This window comes from Anaerotruncus sp. (genome assembly GCF_057433415.1).
Genome location: NZ_DBMDHH010000058.1, coordinates 1 through 15,829, shown reverse-complemented (window position 1 = coordinate 15,829; position 15,829 = coordinate 1). Strand labels below are relative to the sequence as shown.

The 15,829-nt window shown below is 62.6% G+C and carries 22 protein-coding genes; all 22 read left to right on the top strand.

The window, feature by feature from the left end:
• On the top strand, positions 1-354 hold a 354-nt coding region (locus ACZO3G_RS12625), incomplete at its 5' end, for a hypothetical protein (protein WP_486847296.1).
• Positions 351-677 (top strand): hypothetical protein, encoded by a 327-nt coding sequence (locus ACZO3G_RS12620; protein ID WP_276871966.1) that lies wholly within the window; start codon positions 351-353, stop codon positions 675-677. The genes ACZO3G_RS12625 and ACZO3G_RS12620, both read left to right, overlap by 4 nt.
• A complete protein-coding gene (locus tag ACZO3G_RS12615; protein WP_276871969.1) occupies positions 674-1,303 on the top strand; it encodes a hypothetical protein in 630 nt (209 codons plus the stop codon). The genes ACZO3G_RS12620 and ACZO3G_RS12615 overlap by 4 nt, the downstream gene beginning before the upstream one ends.
• 193 nt (positions 1,304-1,496) lie before the next feature.
• Positions 1,497-2,276: a rolling circle replication-associated protein gene (locus ACZO3G_RS12610; protein ID WP_276871971.1), complete on the top strand. Its 780-nt coding sequence runs from the start codon at positions 1,497-1,499 to the stop codon at positions 2,274-2,276.
• Positions 2,277-2,285: 9 nt separating this feature from the next.
• Positions 2,286-3,173: a phosphoadenosine phosphosulfate reductase family protein gene (locus ACZO3G_RS12605; RefSeq protein ID WP_353939282.1), complete on the top strand. Its 888-nt coding sequence runs from the start codon at positions 2,286-2,288 to the stop codon at positions 3,171-3,173.
• Entirely contained in the window at positions 3,170-3,463 is a 294-nt protein-coding gene (locus tag ACZO3G_RS12600; protein WP_276871974.1) for a DUF4406 domain-containing protein, read from the top strand. Before ACZO3G_RS12605 ends, ACZO3G_RS12600 begins: the two co-directional genes overlap by 4 nt.
• A complete protein-coding gene (locus ACZO3G_RS12595) occupies positions 3,460-5,283 on the top strand; it encodes a DNA cytosine methyltransferase (protein ID WP_276871976.1) in 1,824 nt (607 codons plus the stop codon). Before ACZO3G_RS12600 ends, ACZO3G_RS12595 begins: the two co-directional genes overlap by 4 nt.
• A gap of 13 nt (positions 5,284-5,296) precedes the next feature.
• Positions 5,297-5,605 (top strand): hypothetical protein, encoded by a 309-nt coding sequence (locus ACZO3G_RS12590; RefSeq protein WP_277138424.1) that lies wholly within the window; start codon positions 5,297-5,299, stop codon positions 5,603-5,605.
• On the top strand, positions 5,602-6,006 hold the full coding sequence (locus tag ACZO3G_RS12585; protein ID WP_276871981.1) for a VRR-NUC domain-containing protein: 405 nt from the start codon (positions 5,602-5,604) through the stop codon (positions 6,004-6,006). Before ACZO3G_RS12590 ends, ACZO3G_RS12585 begins: the two co-directional genes overlap by 4 nt.
• A 119-nt stretch (positions 6,007-6,125) precedes the next feature.
• A complete protein-coding gene (locus tag ACZO3G_RS12580; protein ID WP_276871983.1) occupies positions 6,126-6,716 on the top strand; it encodes a hypothetical protein in 591 nt (196 codons plus the stop codon).
• The gene (locus ACZO3G_RS12575; RefSeq protein ID WP_276871985.1) at positions 6,716-7,150 is read left to right on the top strand and encodes an ASCH domain-containing protein; all 435 of its coding nucleotides are present in this window, start codon (positions 6,716-6,718) and stop codon (positions 7,148-7,150) included. Before ACZO3G_RS12580 ends, ACZO3G_RS12575 begins: the two co-directional genes overlap by 1 nt.
• A 3-nt stretch (positions 7,151-7,153) precedes the next feature.
• Positions 7,154-7,801, top strand: a complete 648-nt coding sequence (locus ACZO3G_RS12570) for a hypothetical protein (protein WP_276871987.1) — start codon at positions 7,154-7,156, stop codon at positions 7,799-7,801.
• A complete protein-coding gene (locus ACZO3G_RS12565; protein WP_276871989.1) occupies positions 7,798-8,004 on the top strand; it encodes a hypothetical protein in 207 nt (68 codons plus the stop codon). The genes ACZO3G_RS12570 and ACZO3G_RS12565 overlap by 4 nt, the downstream gene beginning before the upstream one ends.
• A 36-nt stretch (positions 8,005-8,040) precedes the next feature.
• Positions 8,041-8,241: a hypothetical protein gene (locus ACZO3G_RS12560; RefSeq protein ID WP_276871992.1), complete on the top strand. Its 201-nt coding sequence runs from the start codon at positions 8,041-8,043 to the stop codon at positions 8,239-8,241.
• A 366-nt stretch (positions 8,242-8,607) separates the two neighbouring features.
• The gene (locus tag ACZO3G_RS12555) at positions 8,608-8,943 is read left to right on the top strand and encodes a hypothetical protein (RefSeq protein ID WP_276871994.1); all 336 of its coding nucleotides are present in this window, start codon (positions 8,608-8,610) and stop codon (positions 8,941-8,943) included.
• Positions 8,940-10,775, top strand: a complete 1,836-nt coding sequence (locus ACZO3G_RS12550) for a terminase large subunit (protein WP_276871997.1) — start codon at positions 8,940-8,942, stop codon at positions 10,773-10,775. Before ACZO3G_RS12555 ends, ACZO3G_RS12550 begins: the two co-directional genes overlap by 4 nt.
• Before the next feature lie 15 nt (positions 10,776-10,790).
• Complete coding sequence (locus ACZO3G_RS12545; protein WP_276871999.1) at positions 10,791-12,845, top strand: hypothetical protein; 2,055 nt, start codon at positions 10,791-10,793, stop codon at positions 12,843-12,845.
• A gap of 178 nt (positions 12,846-13,023) precedes the next feature.
• Complete coding sequence (locus ACZO3G_RS12540; protein ID WP_276872002.1) at positions 13,024-13,164, top strand: hypothetical protein; 141 nt, start codon at positions 13,024-13,026, stop codon at positions 13,162-13,164.
• Between the two features lie 96 nt (positions 13,165-13,260).
• The gene (locus ACZO3G_RS12535) at positions 13,261-14,151 is read left to right on the top strand and encodes a hypothetical protein (protein ID WP_276872003.1); all 891 of its coding nucleotides are present in this window, start codon (positions 13,261-13,263) and stop codon (positions 14,149-14,151) included.
• A 14-nt stretch (positions 14,152-14,165) separates the two neighbouring features.
• Positions 14,166-14,555: a hypothetical protein gene (locus tag ACZO3G_RS12530; RefSeq protein ID WP_276872005.1), complete on the top strand. Its 390-nt coding sequence runs from the start codon at positions 14,166-14,168 to the stop codon at positions 14,553-14,555.
• A 25-nt stretch (positions 14,556-14,580) separates the two neighbouring features.
• Entirely contained in the window at positions 14,581-15,594 is a 1,014-nt protein-coding gene (locus ACZO3G_RS12525; protein WP_288283969.1) for a phage major capsid protein, read from the top strand.
• Positions 15,595-15,639: 45 nt separating this feature from the next.
• On the top strand, positions 15,640-15,829 hold a 190-nt coding region (locus ACZO3G_RS12520; RefSeq protein WP_486847289.1), incomplete at its 3' end, for a hypothetical protein.

Below are 15,829 nucleotides of genomic sequence, written 5' to 3'. Positions count from 1 at the left end.
TGCAGCTTCGGCGAGAGGTGCCGCTTCGGCGAGGGGTGCCGCTTCGGCGCGGGGTGCAGTTGCGAAAACGGGCGTGTATTCAAAGCCATTGTATCATTTGAAGGCGCAGGTCGTGAACGACGCAAAACATATTGCTTCCTTCTGGAGGACGATACGATTTTTGTCCGGTGCGGCTGCTTTTCCGGAACGGAATCTGAGTTTATTGAAAAGGTACATAAAACGCATGCCGGGACCCCGCATGAGGATGTTTATCTGTCTTTTTTCGATGCGGCAAAAAAGGCGCTGCATGTGATGGCGGCAACACAAAAACCACCCGAGGGCGGCGGAGAACCAGGACGGAGGAATGAGAAATGACGGATGAAGAAAAACGGGTAAAAGCGATTAGAGGCGCCATAGCGGAGTTTGCAAAAAAGGAACGGTCGAAGGTGGTCTCTCTGGATGTGTTTTTCACGGATCATGGGCTGGTCGTCGGGGTCAAGGACGGTTCCGTTCCGGCGCATATGGGCTTTATCAGGGCGTTTGGAGAACCGGCATATTTGGAAATCGTCGAAATCCTGAAAGATGCCGGGTATCGGATATCCGAGGCGTTGAAACGGACAGGGCAAGCTGAGGCCGCGATCACGGTCGACGCGGACGCCGCCCGCACGCAGGCGAAGGAAGCGGAGGCAAAACCGTGACGCACTTTGACCCGCTGTGGGTCGACCGCACGAACCAGATCGCATACGGCGTCATGGCGTATGGGGACCATGTGATCCTGACGGGGTACATTGGGATGGGCTGCACGTCCTACATCTATCACGAGCGGATCGATCTGACGGAGGAACAGCTTTTGGAGATCGGCCACGTACATACGCCCTATGCGACGCCCGAGCAGGAGAAGACGATCCGCCAGATCACGGATGAGGCGGGCCGTGGACCCAAGCGGGAACGGGCGAAGGCCCCCGCGGGCGGCAGCGATCTCTGCGCCCGCTGCGGGGAGGCGGCCGCGCTGGAGGGGGAAGACCTCTGCGCCTTCTGCCGGGAAGAAATCGGTGCGCTGGCAGACCGGGTTTTCGGCACGGTCAACCGCGAGCGGGCGGCCCGCAATAAAGAGCCCTGGTACATGCTTAACATCGCGCATCCGGTCATCGAACCGCTGTACGCCCGCTGGCGGCTGCGGCATAAAATCCCCATGCACTACCCGCCGAGCGACCACGAGCGCATGATGTTTGAGCTCGACCTTCTCAACTCCGGGACGCTGGCCGAGCTGGAAAAGGTCTGCGGGGAGATCGAGCGGGAAAAAGCACAGCAAAAAACGGTTTGACGCGCACCCTCGAAAAGTCTGCGTCAAACCGTTTCCACACGGCGGAAAGAACCGCCCTGCTTTGATTTTCAGTATACCATGGCGGCGGCGGTTCTGTCAAACGGAGAGGCCACGAAAGGCGCGGATTGGCGCGCCTTTCGGGCACCTTCAACCGATTATCTTACCGACATCACCACCAACGGGAGGGCCACGCATGGCATATATGAAACGCCGGGTCGTGACCGGATCGGTCATCGAAGTGAGGAAATATCAGACCCTCGGCAGCGGGGAGGAGCGGGAGGCCCGGCCGCGCGGCCGGAGGGTGAAGCCCACACCGGACGAAATGTTCCGCACAAACGAGCGCAACGCGGAACGGAAACTGCGGTGGATACTCAACGCGAATTATCACGGCGGGGATTTGCACGTCACCCTGAAATTCCGGAAAGGACGATTGCCGCCGCCCGACGAGGCCCGCAGGCAGATTGAAAAGTTCCTGCGGGCCCTGCGCTCCTTTTTTACCGGACAGGGAGGCCCGCCCCTCCGATATGTTTTGGTGGCGGAGCATGTGCGGTCCAACATTCACTTCCACCTGGTGATCCCCGCGTGCGATATCAAAGAGCTGCGCCGCCTGTGGATGGACATGGACCCGTCCCACTCGTGGGTGAACGTTTCTCCGCTGGACGACAGCGGGCAGTACAAGGAGTTGGCCCACTACCTGATCAAGGAGACGTCCGGGACCTTCCGGGACGGCACGGGACTTTTCAAAAAGCGGTGGAACGAAAGCCGAAATCTCGTACACCCGAAGCCCAGGACGGAGAAGGTCAAGGCCCGGCAGTGGCGCGCCGATCCCACACCGGAAAAGGGATACCTCATCGAGCGGGACAGCGTGCGGACGGGCGTCAATCCCTTCACGGGGCTCGTCTGGCAGGAATACAGCATGATCCGCGTGCCGGACACGGGAAAGAAAAGGCCGCCGGTCAAGCGGCGGTGTTGAGGAAACAAAATGGATTTAGAGCACAGCGCAATCGAACGTATAAAAATGGCGTCGGAAATGAGCCTTACATACTACGGCCAGCCGCTCATCATCACCACCAGCGGCGGGAAGGACAGCGACATTTGCCTGGAGCTGGCGCGGCGCGCGGGCATCCCATACGAGGTCATGCACAACCTGACGACGGCGGACGCGCCGCAGACCGTGTACCACGTCCGGGAGCAGTTCCGGGAATTGGAACTGGCGGGGATCAAATGCTCGGTCAACCATCCCGTATATCGGGGAGAAAGGACAAGCCTTTGGAAATTGATCGAGATCAAGATGTATCCGCCTGCACGCCTCGCGCGGTACTGCTGTGACGTGCTCAAAGAGCGGGGCGGCAGAGACCGGATGATCACCACCGGCGTCCGCTGGGCCGAGAGTACAAGCCGAAAGAATAAGCGCGGCATCTACGAAACCATGCCGAGCGACGTAAAGAAAAAGATCATCCTGAATAACGATAACGACGACGCCCGCCAGCTCTTTGAAAATTGCAGGATAAAGGCGAAGCGGGTCTGCAACCCCATCATCAACTGGGAAGACCGTGACGTGTGGGATTTTATCCGGTCCGAACATTTGAAGGTCAATCCGCTTTACGATATGGGCTTTGACCGGGTGGGATGCATCGGTTGCCCGATGGCGGATAAAAAACGGTATTTCGAGTTTCGCATGTTCCCGGCCTACGAACGAATGTGGCGGAGGGCTTTTGCCCGAATGCTGGAGGCAAGGAAAGCGGCCGGTAAGGTGAATGACACCTGGTCCACGGTGGATGATGTTTGGCATTGGTGGATGGAAGAGGACCCGAACCAGATGACCTTTGATGAACTCGCGGAAACGGAGAGCGGGGAGGACGACCCATGACCATCTACATAGCGGGGAAAATCACGGGGGACCCGAATTACAAGGTGAAATTCCTCCGGCGGGCGGAAGGGATCAAGAACGCGGGGCACAAGGCGATCAATCCCGCGACGCTCCCGGCCGGGATGCCGTGGGAGGCGTGTATGCGCATCTGCTTTGCCATGATCGACGCGGCGGACGCGGCGGTGTTCCTGCCGGACTGGAAGGAGAGCCGCGGCGCGCGGGCGGAAAAGACCTATTGCGACGTGACGGGGAAACCGACCTTCGAGATCGGGAAGGGGGATGAAATGTGAAACCACAGGCGCAGATCAACATCTTCGACGAGATCATCGTCGACAACTTTGCCGGGGGCGGCGGGGCCTCGACGGGGATCGAGCTTGCGACGGGTCGCCCGGTGACGGCGGCGATCAACCACGACCCCGACGCGATCCTCATGCACCAGACCAACCACCCGTACACAAGGCATTACTGCGAAAGCGTATGGGACATCGACCCGCGGAAGGTGTGCGCCGGGCGGCCGGTGGGCCTCGCGTGGTTTTCGCCCGACTGCAAGCATTTCTCAAAGGCAAAGGGCGGGAAGCCGGTGGACAAGCATATCCGGGGGCTTGCGTGGGTGGTCCTGCGCTGGGCCGCCCTTGTGCGCCCTCGCGTGATCATGCTGGAAAACGTCGAGGAATTCCAGACGTGGGGCCCGGTGCGGCGCGGCCGCCCGGTGAAGTCGAAGAGCGGCCAGACCTTCCGCAAATGGCGGAGCCAGCTAGAAGCCCTGGGGTATTCGGTGGATATGCGGGAGCTGCGGGCCTGCGACTTCGGCGCGCCCACCATCCGGAAGCGGTTTTTCGTGGTTGCCCGGTGCGACGGCCGCCCCGTCGTCTGGCCGGAACCGACCCACGGCGCCCCGGACAGCCCGGACGTGCTGGCGGGGAGGCTGAAACCGTGGCGCACAGCGGCGGAAATCATCGACTGGTCGCTCCCGTGCCCGTCCATCTTCGACACATCGGAAGAGATTTTCGAGAAATACGGCGTCCGGGCGGTACGCCCGCTGGCGGAAAACACCCTGCGCCGGATCGCGCGGGGAATTCAGAAGTTCGTCCTGGACAACCCGCGCCCATACATCGTGCAATGCAACCATAGCGGGGAGAATTTCCGGGGACAGGACGCGGCCGAGCCGCTTCAAACGATTACAGGGAAACATGGGTATGGCGTGGTTACGCCGATCCTTGCGGGCGTTGGAGGCCGCGCCGGCCAAAGCAGGCCGCGCGGCGTGGAGGAGCCGATCGCCACCACCACGGCAAAGGCGGATGTCGCCCTGATTACTCCCGTTGTGTCCCCGTGGACCGTGACGAATACCACGAATTCCACCGGGGAGCGCGTCGACGAACCGCTCGGAACGGTGCGGACGGGCGGAGGCGGCGGGCAAATGTTCGTATCTCCGACCCTGATCCAGTATCACAGCGAACAGGGCGGCCGGGAGGTCCGCGGGCAGGGCATGGAGGCTCCTCTTTTCACGGTGGACGGCGCGAACCGTCATGCGCTTGTGTCCGCGTTCCTGTCCAAATACTATGACGGCGGATACCGGGGCGCGGGAAGCGCCCTCGACGATCCGGTGCATACCGTCACGCCGCAGGACCATAACGCGCTGGCGGCGGCCCACCTCGTCAAGCTCAAAGGCCAGGATGTGGGACAGCCCGCCGACGTGCCGCTTCACACCGTCACCGCGGGCGGCAATCACTTTGGCGAAGTGGTCGCGTTTCTCACGAAATACTATGGCACCGGAGAGGGGCAGCAGGTGGACGAGCCCGCGCATACCGTCACCAGCAGGGACCGAATGGCCCTCGTTGCAGTGCAGGGCGTCGACTATGCGATTGTGGATATCGGCCTGCGGATGCTGACGCCGCGTGAACTCTACCGGGCGAACGGCTTCCCGCCGGACTACATCATCGACCGGGACTACCTCGGGAACCCATACGGCAAAAGCAAGCAGGTTGCGCGCTGCGGCAACTCCGTGCCGCCACCCTTTGCCGCCGCGCTGGTCCGGGCGAACCTACCCGAGCTTTGTGCCGGGCGGGTCATCGGGAGCATGGCGGAGCTGGAAGAGCACGTCGCCTTATAGCGGAGGTGGTGACATGGTACGGAAAATTGAAGCAATGTACCTGTATTACGGAAAGCAAGAGGGTCACGCCTGCCGGGAGTGCTGCAACTATGTGCGTGGAAGGTATCACGGCCGCGTATTGCGAAAATGCGAGACATACGGCCTGACATATAGCGAGGCAAGCGACTGGGCAGGAAAATGGACGGCTTGCGGGCAGTTCAATCAGCCGTTCCGCGAGTGGGAACGACCGCTGATTGAAGTGCTGAAAAGCGGCCGGAGAGCAAGGGAAGATACCCCCATAGCGGGCCAAATCACCTTTGCCGACGGGAAGGAAACGGAATGAACATAAACGACTACGCCAGCGAAGGCGGCGAGCAGCAGGCCCTTTTCGAGTGGGCAAAGCGGTGTGTGGGAATCTACCCCGAGCTGGAAGCCCTGTACCACGTCCCGAACGAGGGCAAGCGGGGCAGGGCCGCCGCCGGGAAGCTGAAAGCGGAGGGCCTGCGCGCGGGCGTGCCCGACGTGTGCCTCCCGGTGCCGCGCGGGGTATATGGAGCACTATATATAGAAATGAAGCGGCCGAAGGGCGGCCGCATGTCGGAGGAGCAGAAAAAATGGATTGAACGCCTGCGCCGCGCGGGGAACCGGGTGGAGGTCTGCCGCGGGTTCGAGGACGCGGCGCGGGTGATCATGCAATACCTTGGAATGAAAGGATGTGTCGAACATGTCGGGAGGCAGGATTGAGGGAAACCGGCGGTACTGGGAACGCCTGATGCGCAGTCACACGCGTTTGGGCAAGGACCGGACAAAGAGCGTGCGGCCGCAGGGCAGGGCGCGCCGCGTGGAAAGGGGAGGCCGCCGGGATGGGTAAGACGATCAAATTCCCGCGGGAGGGCCGCAGAAAGGCGGCGGCCGCCGAACCGCCGACGCCGCCCCGGTATCCGCCCGCATACGATGAACGGAGCATATGCGAGCTGCCGGCCCTCAACGCGGAGCTTTGGGATTACCTCGGAGAAATCTCCCCGCCGCGCCGCGGGGCCTGCCGCTACTGCGGGCAGGTCCGGGAGGGACTATCCGAAAACCTGTACCTGCGAAGCGATTTGGACGAGGCCGCGACCTGCATGTGCGGGTGTGCGGAGGCGCGGGCGTATGTCTCCCGGAAGCGTGGGGAAGAGGAACGGGTGATCCGCCGCAAGAGCGCGTTGGAGCTCGCGGAGGATACGGTCGACATGCTCTTCGGGGAGGACGCGCCCGGCCGCGGGGCTCTGCCGATGAACGCGGACGTCCGCCGCTGCATCCTCGACGCGGCAATGCTGGTCTACGACGGCCGGATGCGGTCCGCCAATATCACGGTGATCCCCGGCGTCAAGGTCAAGATCACGAAGTCGACGAAGGACGTGCTGTACATCGAGCGCAGCGACAGCGCGTCGTGGAAAGAGGAGGTCAACGGCTGATGGAAAAATACGAGGTTCTCCCGACACGCACGATTTTCCAGCCCTTTGCGTGGGGTATCTTCCACGGGTGCAAATGGTTTGAGACCTCGGCGCGGTACACCAGAATTCGGGGCCGGGTCTATATCCATGCGGGGTGTGTAACCCCGCCGTGGATGCTCGAACGGTTCTTCCGGGAGCTTCCGCGCGAGCACCTGAAGGAGATGTCCCCCGAGTGGATAGCGGGTCTGCCGCGCGGCGTGATCCTAGGAAGCGTGGAGATCGTCGACAGCGTGCGCGCCGAGAAGGTCCGCGACGGCCTGCCCGCCCTCGAACGGGCCTTCGGGGATTTCCGGGACGGGCGGTATGCCTGGAAGCTGGCAAACCCGGTCCTGTTCCCCGAGCCGGTCCCGGCAAGGGGAAAACAGGGCTGGTGGAAGTGGGGAAAGGGGGAATGACCAATGAAATATCGTAAAAAGCCTGTGGTGGTCGAGGCGGAGCAGTTCACGGAGGAAAGCAAAAACCGGGTATTCCGTTGGGCGGGAGAACAGAGAATGAACGTCTATCCCACTGTGGACGAAAATGGAAGGCCTGCGCTATGCATTCCTACCTTGGAAGGGGAGATGATCGCCAGACTGGGGGATTATGTGATCCGCGGCGTCTCCGGGGAACTGTATCCCTGCAAGCCGGATATCTTTGCACAGACCTATGATGCGGACTGCGCCTGCACGCAGACCTGCGGGAGATATGCCCCGCGGATGGTGAAAACCACATACACGGCCAATACCACGATGGACGAAAGGAAAGGAGCGCACCAGATGAGCGACTACACGGCGGACTGCGACCGGGGAGGAACCAACCCGAAAACGCCCCATCAAAACCTGAATGGCCTTGCCGCGGAATTGGACAACCAAATCATGCGGACAATGGAGATTGCACGGGCGGTCACGGCCTTTCTCGGGGGGAATGGGGAGCCGGAGGACCAGGGAGCGCCCATGCCGCCGGAGCCGGGGCTTTTGGGGAGCCTGTCGGGTACGCTTTATGCCACCGCGCGGCTTCGGGTCGAGGCGGAGCGGATCGCGGCCCTGCTGGGGGCGGACGGCGCATGACGACCCCGCATGCCTACGAGATCAGGATTATGCACATGGGCGCGGTCGTTCGTACATACCACCCGCAGGGCCGGGCGGCGGCCCGGAAGCTCTACCGTAAAAACTTTGACACGCCGGGGCAGTATACGCAGTTGGTCGTGGACGGGGCGCCGCAGAGTACCGCGCGGGCCCGGCGGCTGCTGGGCCTGCCCCGGTACGTGTAGAAGCCGTCGCTTTCATAGTGGGAAAGGGGTGCGGCGATGATTTTTGACGAGGTATCAGAGGTGATGAACACGATCCCGGTCAAGAGAATCCAGCGTTTGACGGGGATGAGCAGAAAGCGCATCTACAGTCTGCGGTGCGGCTGCACCTTCAATCTGGATTACTCGGTGGTGACGGCTTTGAAGCGCATGGGGTATGAAGTCAGGCTGGAAAAAGTGTCGCCAAATGGAGACATCTAATTTGTTATCATGGGATTGGGGGAAGATTTCCCCCGGTCCCTCTTTCTTTTTCCTCCTCCGAAGGAGCCCGCGCGGCCCTCCCTCGCCGCGCGGGCCGTATGGAAGCAAAGGCTTGACGATACTGCGCGGAACAGACCGCGTAAGTCGTGCGCCGGGTCGGTTCCGGCGGCTTCCAAATGCGCGGCAGAGCGCGGCCGGCCGGGCGGGAAATCCCGGACCTTGTGACCGCGCCGCGGAAACTTGCGAAGCCCGCGGCCCCGCGGCCTGCGTCCGCCGAAGGCCCGCGTTCCTGCGAAGGGGATGGAGGCAGGCGGCGCGGGCCGCGTCAATCAAAACGAAATAGCGGGCGCGGGAGGTGGAAAAGACATGGCGCGGCCGACGAAAATGACCCCGGAAGTGATTGCAAAATTGGAAGAGGCGTTTGGGAAGGGCATGAGCGACCGCGAAGCGTGCTGTTACGCGGACATCGCGCCGTCGACCCTCTTCCGCTACTGCCAGCGTCACGAGCGATTTTCGGAGCGAAAAGAACTCCTGAAAGAAAACCTCAAAATGCGGGCGAAATTGAACCTCGCGGAGAAGATCGAGGGCGGGGACGTGGACATGTCCTTATGGTATTTGGAGCGCAAGTGCCGCGACGAGTTCTCCAGGCGCACCGAGGCCGACGTTGCCGTCGTGGGCAAAAAGCTGGAGGACGTGATATGAACTGGACGGCGGATTTTTTGATCGAGCGGCGGCGCGCGCGGTGGGAAGAGGATCGCGATTTGGAGCGCGACCGGGTGTTCCGCGAGGTTGTCGCCCGCGAGCTGGTGACGGACGGCGAACTGCGCGCGCAGGTGACCGAGCGGCCGGAACGGTTCATCGAGCTGCTCATGGTGATCGTAGACAAGGACAAACACACGGTCCCGTTCTTTTTAAACGAGGTCCAGCGGGACTTTATCGGCCGGCTCAACCGGGCGAAGGAGGACTTCGCCGCGGGCAGAATCAGCCGGATCGCGCTGGCGGTGCTCAAAGGCCGCCAGCAGGGCTTCACTTCCCTGATCACCGCTTACCAGCTCGCAAGTATCCTGCTTTCCCGCAACTTCGAGGGCTTCACGGTCACGGACAAGGCCAGCAACAGCGAGGCGATCTTCGACCAAAAGGCCAAATACCCGTATACGATGCTGCCGGAGGTCGTCAAGCCGACCGAGAAATACAACAACAAGCGGCAGATCACCTTTTCCAAGCTCAACAGCACCTGGAGCGTCGAGACGGCGACAAAGCAGCTCGGACGCTCGCGCACGATCAACTTCCTGCACTGCTCGGAGGGCGCGTTCTGGCCGTATGGGATTTCCGCGACGCAGGCGTCGCTGGGGCCCGCGCTGACCAAGAACTGCATCGAGGTGCAGGAGAGCACCGCAAACGGCCTCAACGACTTTTACACCCTCTGGACCGGCGGGCAGTACATCCGCTGCTTTTACGAGTGGTGGCGCACGCCCGAATATGCCGAGGGCTTCCCGGACGAAAGGGAGCGGCGGGAATTCCTCGCCGGGATCGACGACCCGGGCGGAGACTGGCTCAAAGCCCGCCTGCGGTGGCTGCGCGGCGAAAAACACCTGACGCCCGAACAGCTCCATTGGTACGCCAAGAAATACGAGGGCTACCTTGAAAAAGAGCTCATCAAACAGGAGTACCCATGCACCCCGGAGGAGGCGTTCATCGCGTCCGGCACCTGCGTTTTCGACGTGGAGGCGGTCATGCGCCGCCTGGACGCGGTGCGCGCCCGGCCGCCTCTGCGCCGCGGGCGGTTTGAATTCGACACAACCTACGACGCGGACCGGGACCGCGTGGAGATCGTGGACGGTTCCGTCCGGTGGGTCGACGACCCCGCCGGTTATGTGTACATCTACGAGGACGCGCGGCCCGGCGTGCCCTACGTGGTCGGCGGGGATACCGCGGGGGAGGGAAGCGACCTGTTCGTCGGGCAGGTGTTGGACAACACCACCGGGCGGCAGGTCGCCAAGCTCAGGCACCAGTTCGACGAGGACGTATTCACCGGGCAAATCTACTGCCTCGGCATCCACTATAACCGCGCGCTGGTCGGCGTGGAGGCCAATTTTTCGAGCTACCCGATCAAGAAATTGCAGGAATACGGGTATCCCAACCAGTACGTGCGGCAGGCGGAGGACACCTACACCCACGGCTACAAGCCCTCCTACGGCTTCCGCACAACGCCCGTCACCCGGCCGGTCATCATTGCGGAGCTGGTGCGGATCGTCCGGGAATCGGTGGACCTCATAAACGACCCGGACACATTGAAGGAGATGCTGACCTTCATCAAAAACGAGCGGGGCCGCCCGGAGGCACAGCAGGGCGAGCACGACGACCACGTGATGGCGCTGGCGATCGCCTACTACATCCGCCCGCAGCAGTCTTTCCGGGCGGCCGTGCCGGAGGCCCCGCGCGTGCAGTGGACGCCGGATTTGTGGGAGGACTACCGGAGCGCCGACGAGGCGGGGAGAAAATATCTTGTTGCGAAATACGGAAACCCGTTTTAGAAGGGGGCAGGAGCCATGAACATCCTGTCAAAATTACTGCGCAAGGGGGCGGACAAGATCGACAGCGTAAAGGAGCGGGACAAGCTCCGGGTCTGGCAGGAGCGGTTGGAAAAAAGCCGTTCCGCCTACAGAGGAGAACTTGCGGAAATGGAGAACCGGGAGGCCCTTTACCGGGGCGACCGGAAGATCGAGGCGAACGTCAACAGCGGGAATGCGCCCGTGAAGCAGGCGTCCTATGTGCGGAACATCGTCGCGGAACTGATCGAGGCGCAGGTTGACAGCAACATCCCACAGCCCAAGGTTACGCCGCGCAATCCGGACGACGAGGGCCGCGCAATGCTCATCGAGGACTTTTTGCGAAACGAGCTGGACCGCCTGCCTTTCGAGCGCCTGAACGACATGCAGGAGCGCACGGCGCCCATCCAGGGCGGGTCATGGTTTCTCTGCGAGTGGGACAACAGCGGCCACACGCATACGACGGTGGGGGAGCTGGCAGTCTCGCTTCTGCACCCGAAGCAGGTGATCCCGCAGGCGGGCGTCAGCGACCCCAAGGAAATGGACTACATCATCATGCGCTCCTCGCAGACCAAAAAGGCCGTGCGGCGCAAATACGGCGTGGACGTGTCGGCGGAGAGCGAGAGCGACCCCGAGTGCCGCACGGTGGGCAGCTCGGCATACGGCGACGGGACGGCAGGAAACTCGGACGAGCTTGTCACCCTCAACACCGCCTACTACCGGGGGGACCGCGGAGGGATCGGGCGATTTTCGTGGGTCAACGACGTCGTCGTCGAGGATTTGCCCGACTATCAGGCGCACATCCTCCGCCGCTGTAAAAAGTGCGGGCAGACGGCCGCGGGGAGCCGGTGCGGGTTCTGCGGGTCCTCCGCCCTGGAGGAGTACGCGGAAGAGGAGGAGACGCTGACCGAGAACTACACGCAGGCGGACGGCGGGGTCATCAAAGCCATTGCGGGCTACGAGCCCCGGACGGAGATCGACCCGCTGACCGGGGAAACGACGCGGCTTTTGGACCCGGTGCCGACGCGGGTGCCGCGCTACAAGCCGGGGGTGTTCCCCTTCGTCCTGCGCCGCAACGTATCCGTGTTCGGGCAGACGCTCGGGGACAGCGACGTGGACAAAATCCGCGACGAGCAGAACATGATCAAGAAGCTGGGAACCAAGATCGAAGAAAAACTCCTGAAAGGCGGGTCCTACGTCACCTTGCCGAAGGGCGTCAACATCCGCAGGGACGACAGCGAATTGAAGGTCATCGAGATCGAGCGGCCGGAACAAAAGACGATGATCGACGTGATTACGGTGGAGGCGAACATCGTCAATGACGCAAATTACCTGGAAAGCGCCTACCAGTCGGCCCGGCAGACCATCGGCGTGACCGACAGCTTCCAGGGCCGCAAGGACCCCACCGCCACGAGCGGCAAGGCGAAGGAATTCGCGGCGGCGCAGACCGCCGGGAGGCTGGAAAGCAAGCGGGTCATGAAGCAGGCGGCCTATGCGGATTTGTTCGAGCTCATGTTCAAGTTCGCCCTCGCCTACGCGGACGAGCCGCGCCCGGTGTCCTCGAAGAACGTCCACGGCCAGACCGAGTACCGCACCTTCGACCGCCGCGAATTCCTCAAGCAGGACGCGGCCGGGCAGTGGTACTGGGACGACGAGTTTTTGTTCTCCTGCGACACCGCCGCGCCGCTGGCGAGCAACCGGGAAGCGATGTGGCAGGAAACCCGCATGAACCTGGAAAGCGGGGCGTTCGGGGACCCGACGAGCCTGGAAACCCTCGTGCTCTTCTGGACCAAGATGGAGCTGCTTCACTATCCGGGCGCGGCGGACACCAAGACCTATCTGGAGGAGCAGTTGGAGCAGCAGAGGCGGGCCGCGCAGATGGGCGGCGTCCCGCAGGCGGCCCCGCCGGGCGGGGTGGTTTCGGGCGCGGGGCAGGCGCCGCCGGGACAGGAGCTTTCCGCCATACCGGGAGGAGGTGAGACGGGTGGACAAATGCCCGCAATGCCATATGGATTTGCAGATTACCAGGGCATACCCACGGGTTACGGGGGATAGCAGCCCCGACACGCCGACGCGGGTTTATCTGGTGCAGGAGCTTTCCTGCGTCAATCCCCGGTGCCCCAGCTGCGGGAGGGTGCTGGACGAGGTGCAGCACCTGGAATACGACGGCGCGGCGCCAAAGGAAGAGAATCCCTGACGGAGATAGAAGGACAGACCGAAAGGTGGTGAAAGCATGGCGAAGAAAGGCTACGAGGGCCGCATCAAGAACACGGGCACGCAGGAGGTCAAGGCCCCCTACCCGCAGAGCGGCGGCACCGGGAGCGTCGTTAAAAAGGGCGGCGATCTGCGCACCGGCGGCGGAAAGAGGAAGTAATCCCGCCCCGGGACAGCACCCCAACGCAGGGCGACAGCGGAAAAATGCCGATTTCGCAGGGCAAAAGCGCAAAAATGCCGAACAGAAAGGATCAACATGGAGGATTTCGAGCTGAACACAGGCGAAAACGGGTCGGAGGCCGCCGAACCGACAGGCGCGGAAGAGATTGATTTTGGATTTTTACAGGAGGGCGGCGGGGAACCGCCCGCAGAAGGGGAGGCGCCGCCCGCGAAGCCGGAGGAACCCCCGCTGGAAAAAACAGGCGAAAACGAGGCCGGCCCCGCCGCCCGGCCGCCGGAGGAGATGCCGCCGGCGGAGCGCGCCGTTTTCGCGGAGATGCGCCGCCGCGCCGAGGCCGAGGCCCGCGCGCGGGCGCAGGAGGAGGTGGACCGCGCATACGCGGCCGCGTTTGGCAATTCGGTCAACCCCTACACCGGCCGCCCCATCACCTCCAAGGCGGAATACGACGAATATCAGCGGCAGTACCAGGAGGACCAGCGGGCCGCGCAGTTTCAGCGGGCGGGCATCGACCCGGGAATCATCCAACAGATGGTCGCGGAGCATCCCGCCGTGCGGCAGGCGGCCGCCGTCGCCCGCCAGATGCAGACGCGGCAGGTGCAGAGCTTCACCGAGGCGCAGATCGGCGAGCTGGGCAGAGCGTTCCCCGACTGCGGCGTCAAATCCCTTGCGGACCTGCAGGCGGCGGACCGGGGCGCGGAGGTGCTTGCCCTCTGGTCGAAGGGAATCCCGCTCGCGCGGGCCTACGCCGCCGTGCATGTGGAGGATATCGCCGCGCAGAAGGCGGCGGCCGCGAAGCAGTCGGCGATCAACGCCGCAAACGGCAAGTCCCACCTGCGCGCGACCGGCGGGGAATCGGGCGGCGCGGTCGAAGTGACGGCCGCCGAGCTGGAAACCTACCGGAACTTCCTGCCCGATGCGACCGCCGAAGAGATCCGCAAATTCAAGGCAAAGCACAAATTTAACTGAAAGGATGGATCATTATGGCGTTTAAGCCCAATCAGAGCGACGTGATTTCGACCATGCCGCTCGAATACCCGCCCGCGACGGCGGCGGAGGCGTACACCGTCGGCGAGGCGCTCAAAATCGACGGCGGCGCCGTCACCAAATGCGGCGCGACCGACGCGCCGGTCTACATCTGCTCGAAGGAGTTCACCGCCGCCGCCGGGGATACGGTTCCCTGCTGGCGGGTCCCCAGAACGATGACCTTTGAAACCACGCTTGCCGCGGCGGGAACCGCGTTGAAGATCGGCGACAGGGTGACGCTGCACACCGACGGCGCGCAGGTCACGGCGACGACCGCGAGCGGCGTCGCGGAGATCGTGTCCATGGGCGGAACGGCGGTCGGCAGCCCCGTAATCGTCCGGTTCTGACGGTGGGAAAACAAGAAGAAAGGAAGTGCGTACACAGATGGCCGGTATCACCTTTTCGATGGCAAGCGGGCTGAACGATTCCATTTTCGGCAAGTCCGCCGAGCCCATCATGATGTTTATCGAGAAGCGGGCGGAAGCCTTTGAAAAAGCAAGCATCATCCCGAAGATTTTCAAGGAAAGCCCCTCGAAGAACTTCGCGGAGAAGATCACCTCCCTGACCTCCATGGACGGTTTTACGCCGGTGGGGGAGGGCGGGGCCTACCCCAAGGACGAGATGCAGGAGGGGTACGACAAGATTCTGGAGCATGTCGTCTGGAAAAACCAGTTCGTCGTCACCCGCGAGATGATCGACGACGCGAAGCTCCTTTCCCTCAAAAAGAAGCCGCAGGGCTTTGTGACCTCCTACTACCGGACGCGCGAGCAGTTCGCGGCCGCGCTGCTCGCCGGCGGGATCGGGAAAAGCGTCTCCTTCAAGGGAAGGGAGTTCCCCACCACCGGCGCGGACGGCAAGCCCCTCTTCGACGCCCAGCACCCGCCCAAGGTCAAGGGCGCGAAACAGGCCAATAAATTCACCGATGCTTTTTCGGGCGACGCGCTCTCCAAGATGGAGACGGCGATGCAGAACGTCCGGGACGACAACGACAACGTCCTTGCCGTCGCCCCCAACACGATCGTTATCCCAAACCTGTGGAAGCTCAAAAAGCAGGTGTTCGAGACCATTGGGGCGGACAAGGACCCCGCGACGGCGAACAACGGCTTCAACTACCAGTTCGGCCGCTGGAACGTTATCGTGTGGGCCTATCTCAACCAGTACATCACCAAGGACGCCGCGCCGTGGATCCTCATGGACAGCGGCTACAACGAGGAGAACGGCGGCGCCCTGTGGCTCAACCGCGTGCCCCTCGAGGTGCGCTCGTGGGTTGACAACAACAACGACAACAACGTGTGGAACGGGTACGCCCGGTTCATCGCGGGCTTTGCCGACTGGCGGTTCGCGGCAATCGGCGGCGTTGCGGACGGCGTTGCCCTGCCCGGCTGATCCAAAGGGGGCTTTCGCCCCCTTTAGTCATAAGGAGGTGGTTTTGTGACGTGGGGCGAAATGAAGATCAACGCATTACAGCGCATGTTTGCGATCACGGGCAGCGAGATCGTGGAGGACGACAGCACAAGGCCCTATCTGACGGGAATGCCCGGCGCGGCGAACGAGGCGTTGCAGCTTCTTTCCACCGCCGGGAAGTTCCTCGTGAAGATGGTCGAGATCGTGCAGGACGGAG

Excerpts from the sequence above, each read along its gene's own strand:
- ACZO3G_RS12530 (WP_276872005.1), top strand. The coding sequence starts at position 14,166 with ATGGCGTTTAAGCCCAATCAGAGCGACGTGATTTCGACCATGCCGCTC.
- ACZO3G_RS12575 (WP_276871985.1), top strand. The coding sequence starts at position 6,716 with ATGGAAAAATACGAGGTTCTCCCGACACGCACGATTTTCCAGCCCTTT.
- ACZO3G_RS12580 (WP_276871983.1), top strand. The coding sequence starts at position 6,126 with ATGGGTAAGACGATCAAATTCCCGCGGGAGGGCCGCAGAAAGGCGGCG.
- ACZO3G_RS12550 (WP_276871997.1), top strand. The coding sequence starts at position 8,940 with ATGAACTGGACGGCGGATTTTTTGATCGAGCGGCGGCGCGCGCGGTGG.
- ACZO3G_RS12570 (WP_276871987.1), top strand. The coding sequence starts at position 7,154 with ATGAAATATCGTAAAAAGCCTGTGGTGGTCGAGGCGGAGCAGTTCACG.
- ACZO3G_RS12535 (WP_276872003.1), top strand. The coding sequence starts at position 13,261 with ATGGAGGATTTCGAGCTGAACACAGGCGAAAACGGGTCGGAGGCCGCC.
- ACZO3G_RS12560 (WP_276871992.1), top strand. The coding sequence starts at position 8,041 with ATGATTTTTGACGAGGTATCAGAGGTGATGAACACGATCCCGGTCAAG.
- ACZO3G_RS12605 (WP_353939282.1), top strand. The coding sequence starts at position 2,286 with ATGGATTTAGAGCACAGCGCAATCGAACGTATAAAAATGGCGTCGGAA.
- ACZO3G_RS12540 (WP_276872002.1), top strand. The coding sequence starts at position 13,024 with ATGGCGAAGAAAGGCTACGAGGGCCGCATCAAGAACACGGGCACGCAG.
- ACZO3G_RS12600 (WP_276871974.1), top strand. The coding sequence starts at position 3,170 with ATGACCATCTACATAGCGGGGAAAATCACGGGGGACCCGAATTACAAG.
- ACZO3G_RS12620 (WP_276871966.1), top strand. The coding sequence starts at position 351 with ATGACGGATGAAGAAAAACGGGTAAAAGCGATTAGAGGCGCCATAGCG.
- ACZO3G_RS12565 (WP_276871989.1), top strand. The coding sequence starts at position 7,798 with ATGACGACCCCGCATGCCTACGAGATCAGGATTATGCACATGGGCGCG.
- ACZO3G_RS12555 (WP_276871994.1), top strand. The coding sequence starts at position 8,608 with ATGGCGCGGCCGACGAAAATGACCCCGGAAGTGATTGCAAAATTGGAA.
- ACZO3G_RS12590 (WP_277138424.1), top strand. The coding sequence starts at position 5,297 with ATGGTACGGAAAATTGAAGCAATGTACCTGTATTACGGAAAGCAAGAG.
- ACZO3G_RS12610 (WP_276871971.1), top strand. The coding sequence starts at position 1,497 with ATGGCATATATGAAACGCCGGGTCGTGACCGGATCGGTCATCGAAGTG.
- ACZO3G_RS12585 (WP_276871981.1), top strand. The coding sequence starts at position 5,602 with ATGAACATAAACGACTACGCCAGCGAAGGCGGCGAGCAGCAGGCCCTT.
- ACZO3G_RS12545 (WP_276871999.1), top strand. The coding sequence starts at position 10,791 with ATGAACATCCTGTCAAAATTACTGCGCAAGGGGGCGGACAAGATCGAC.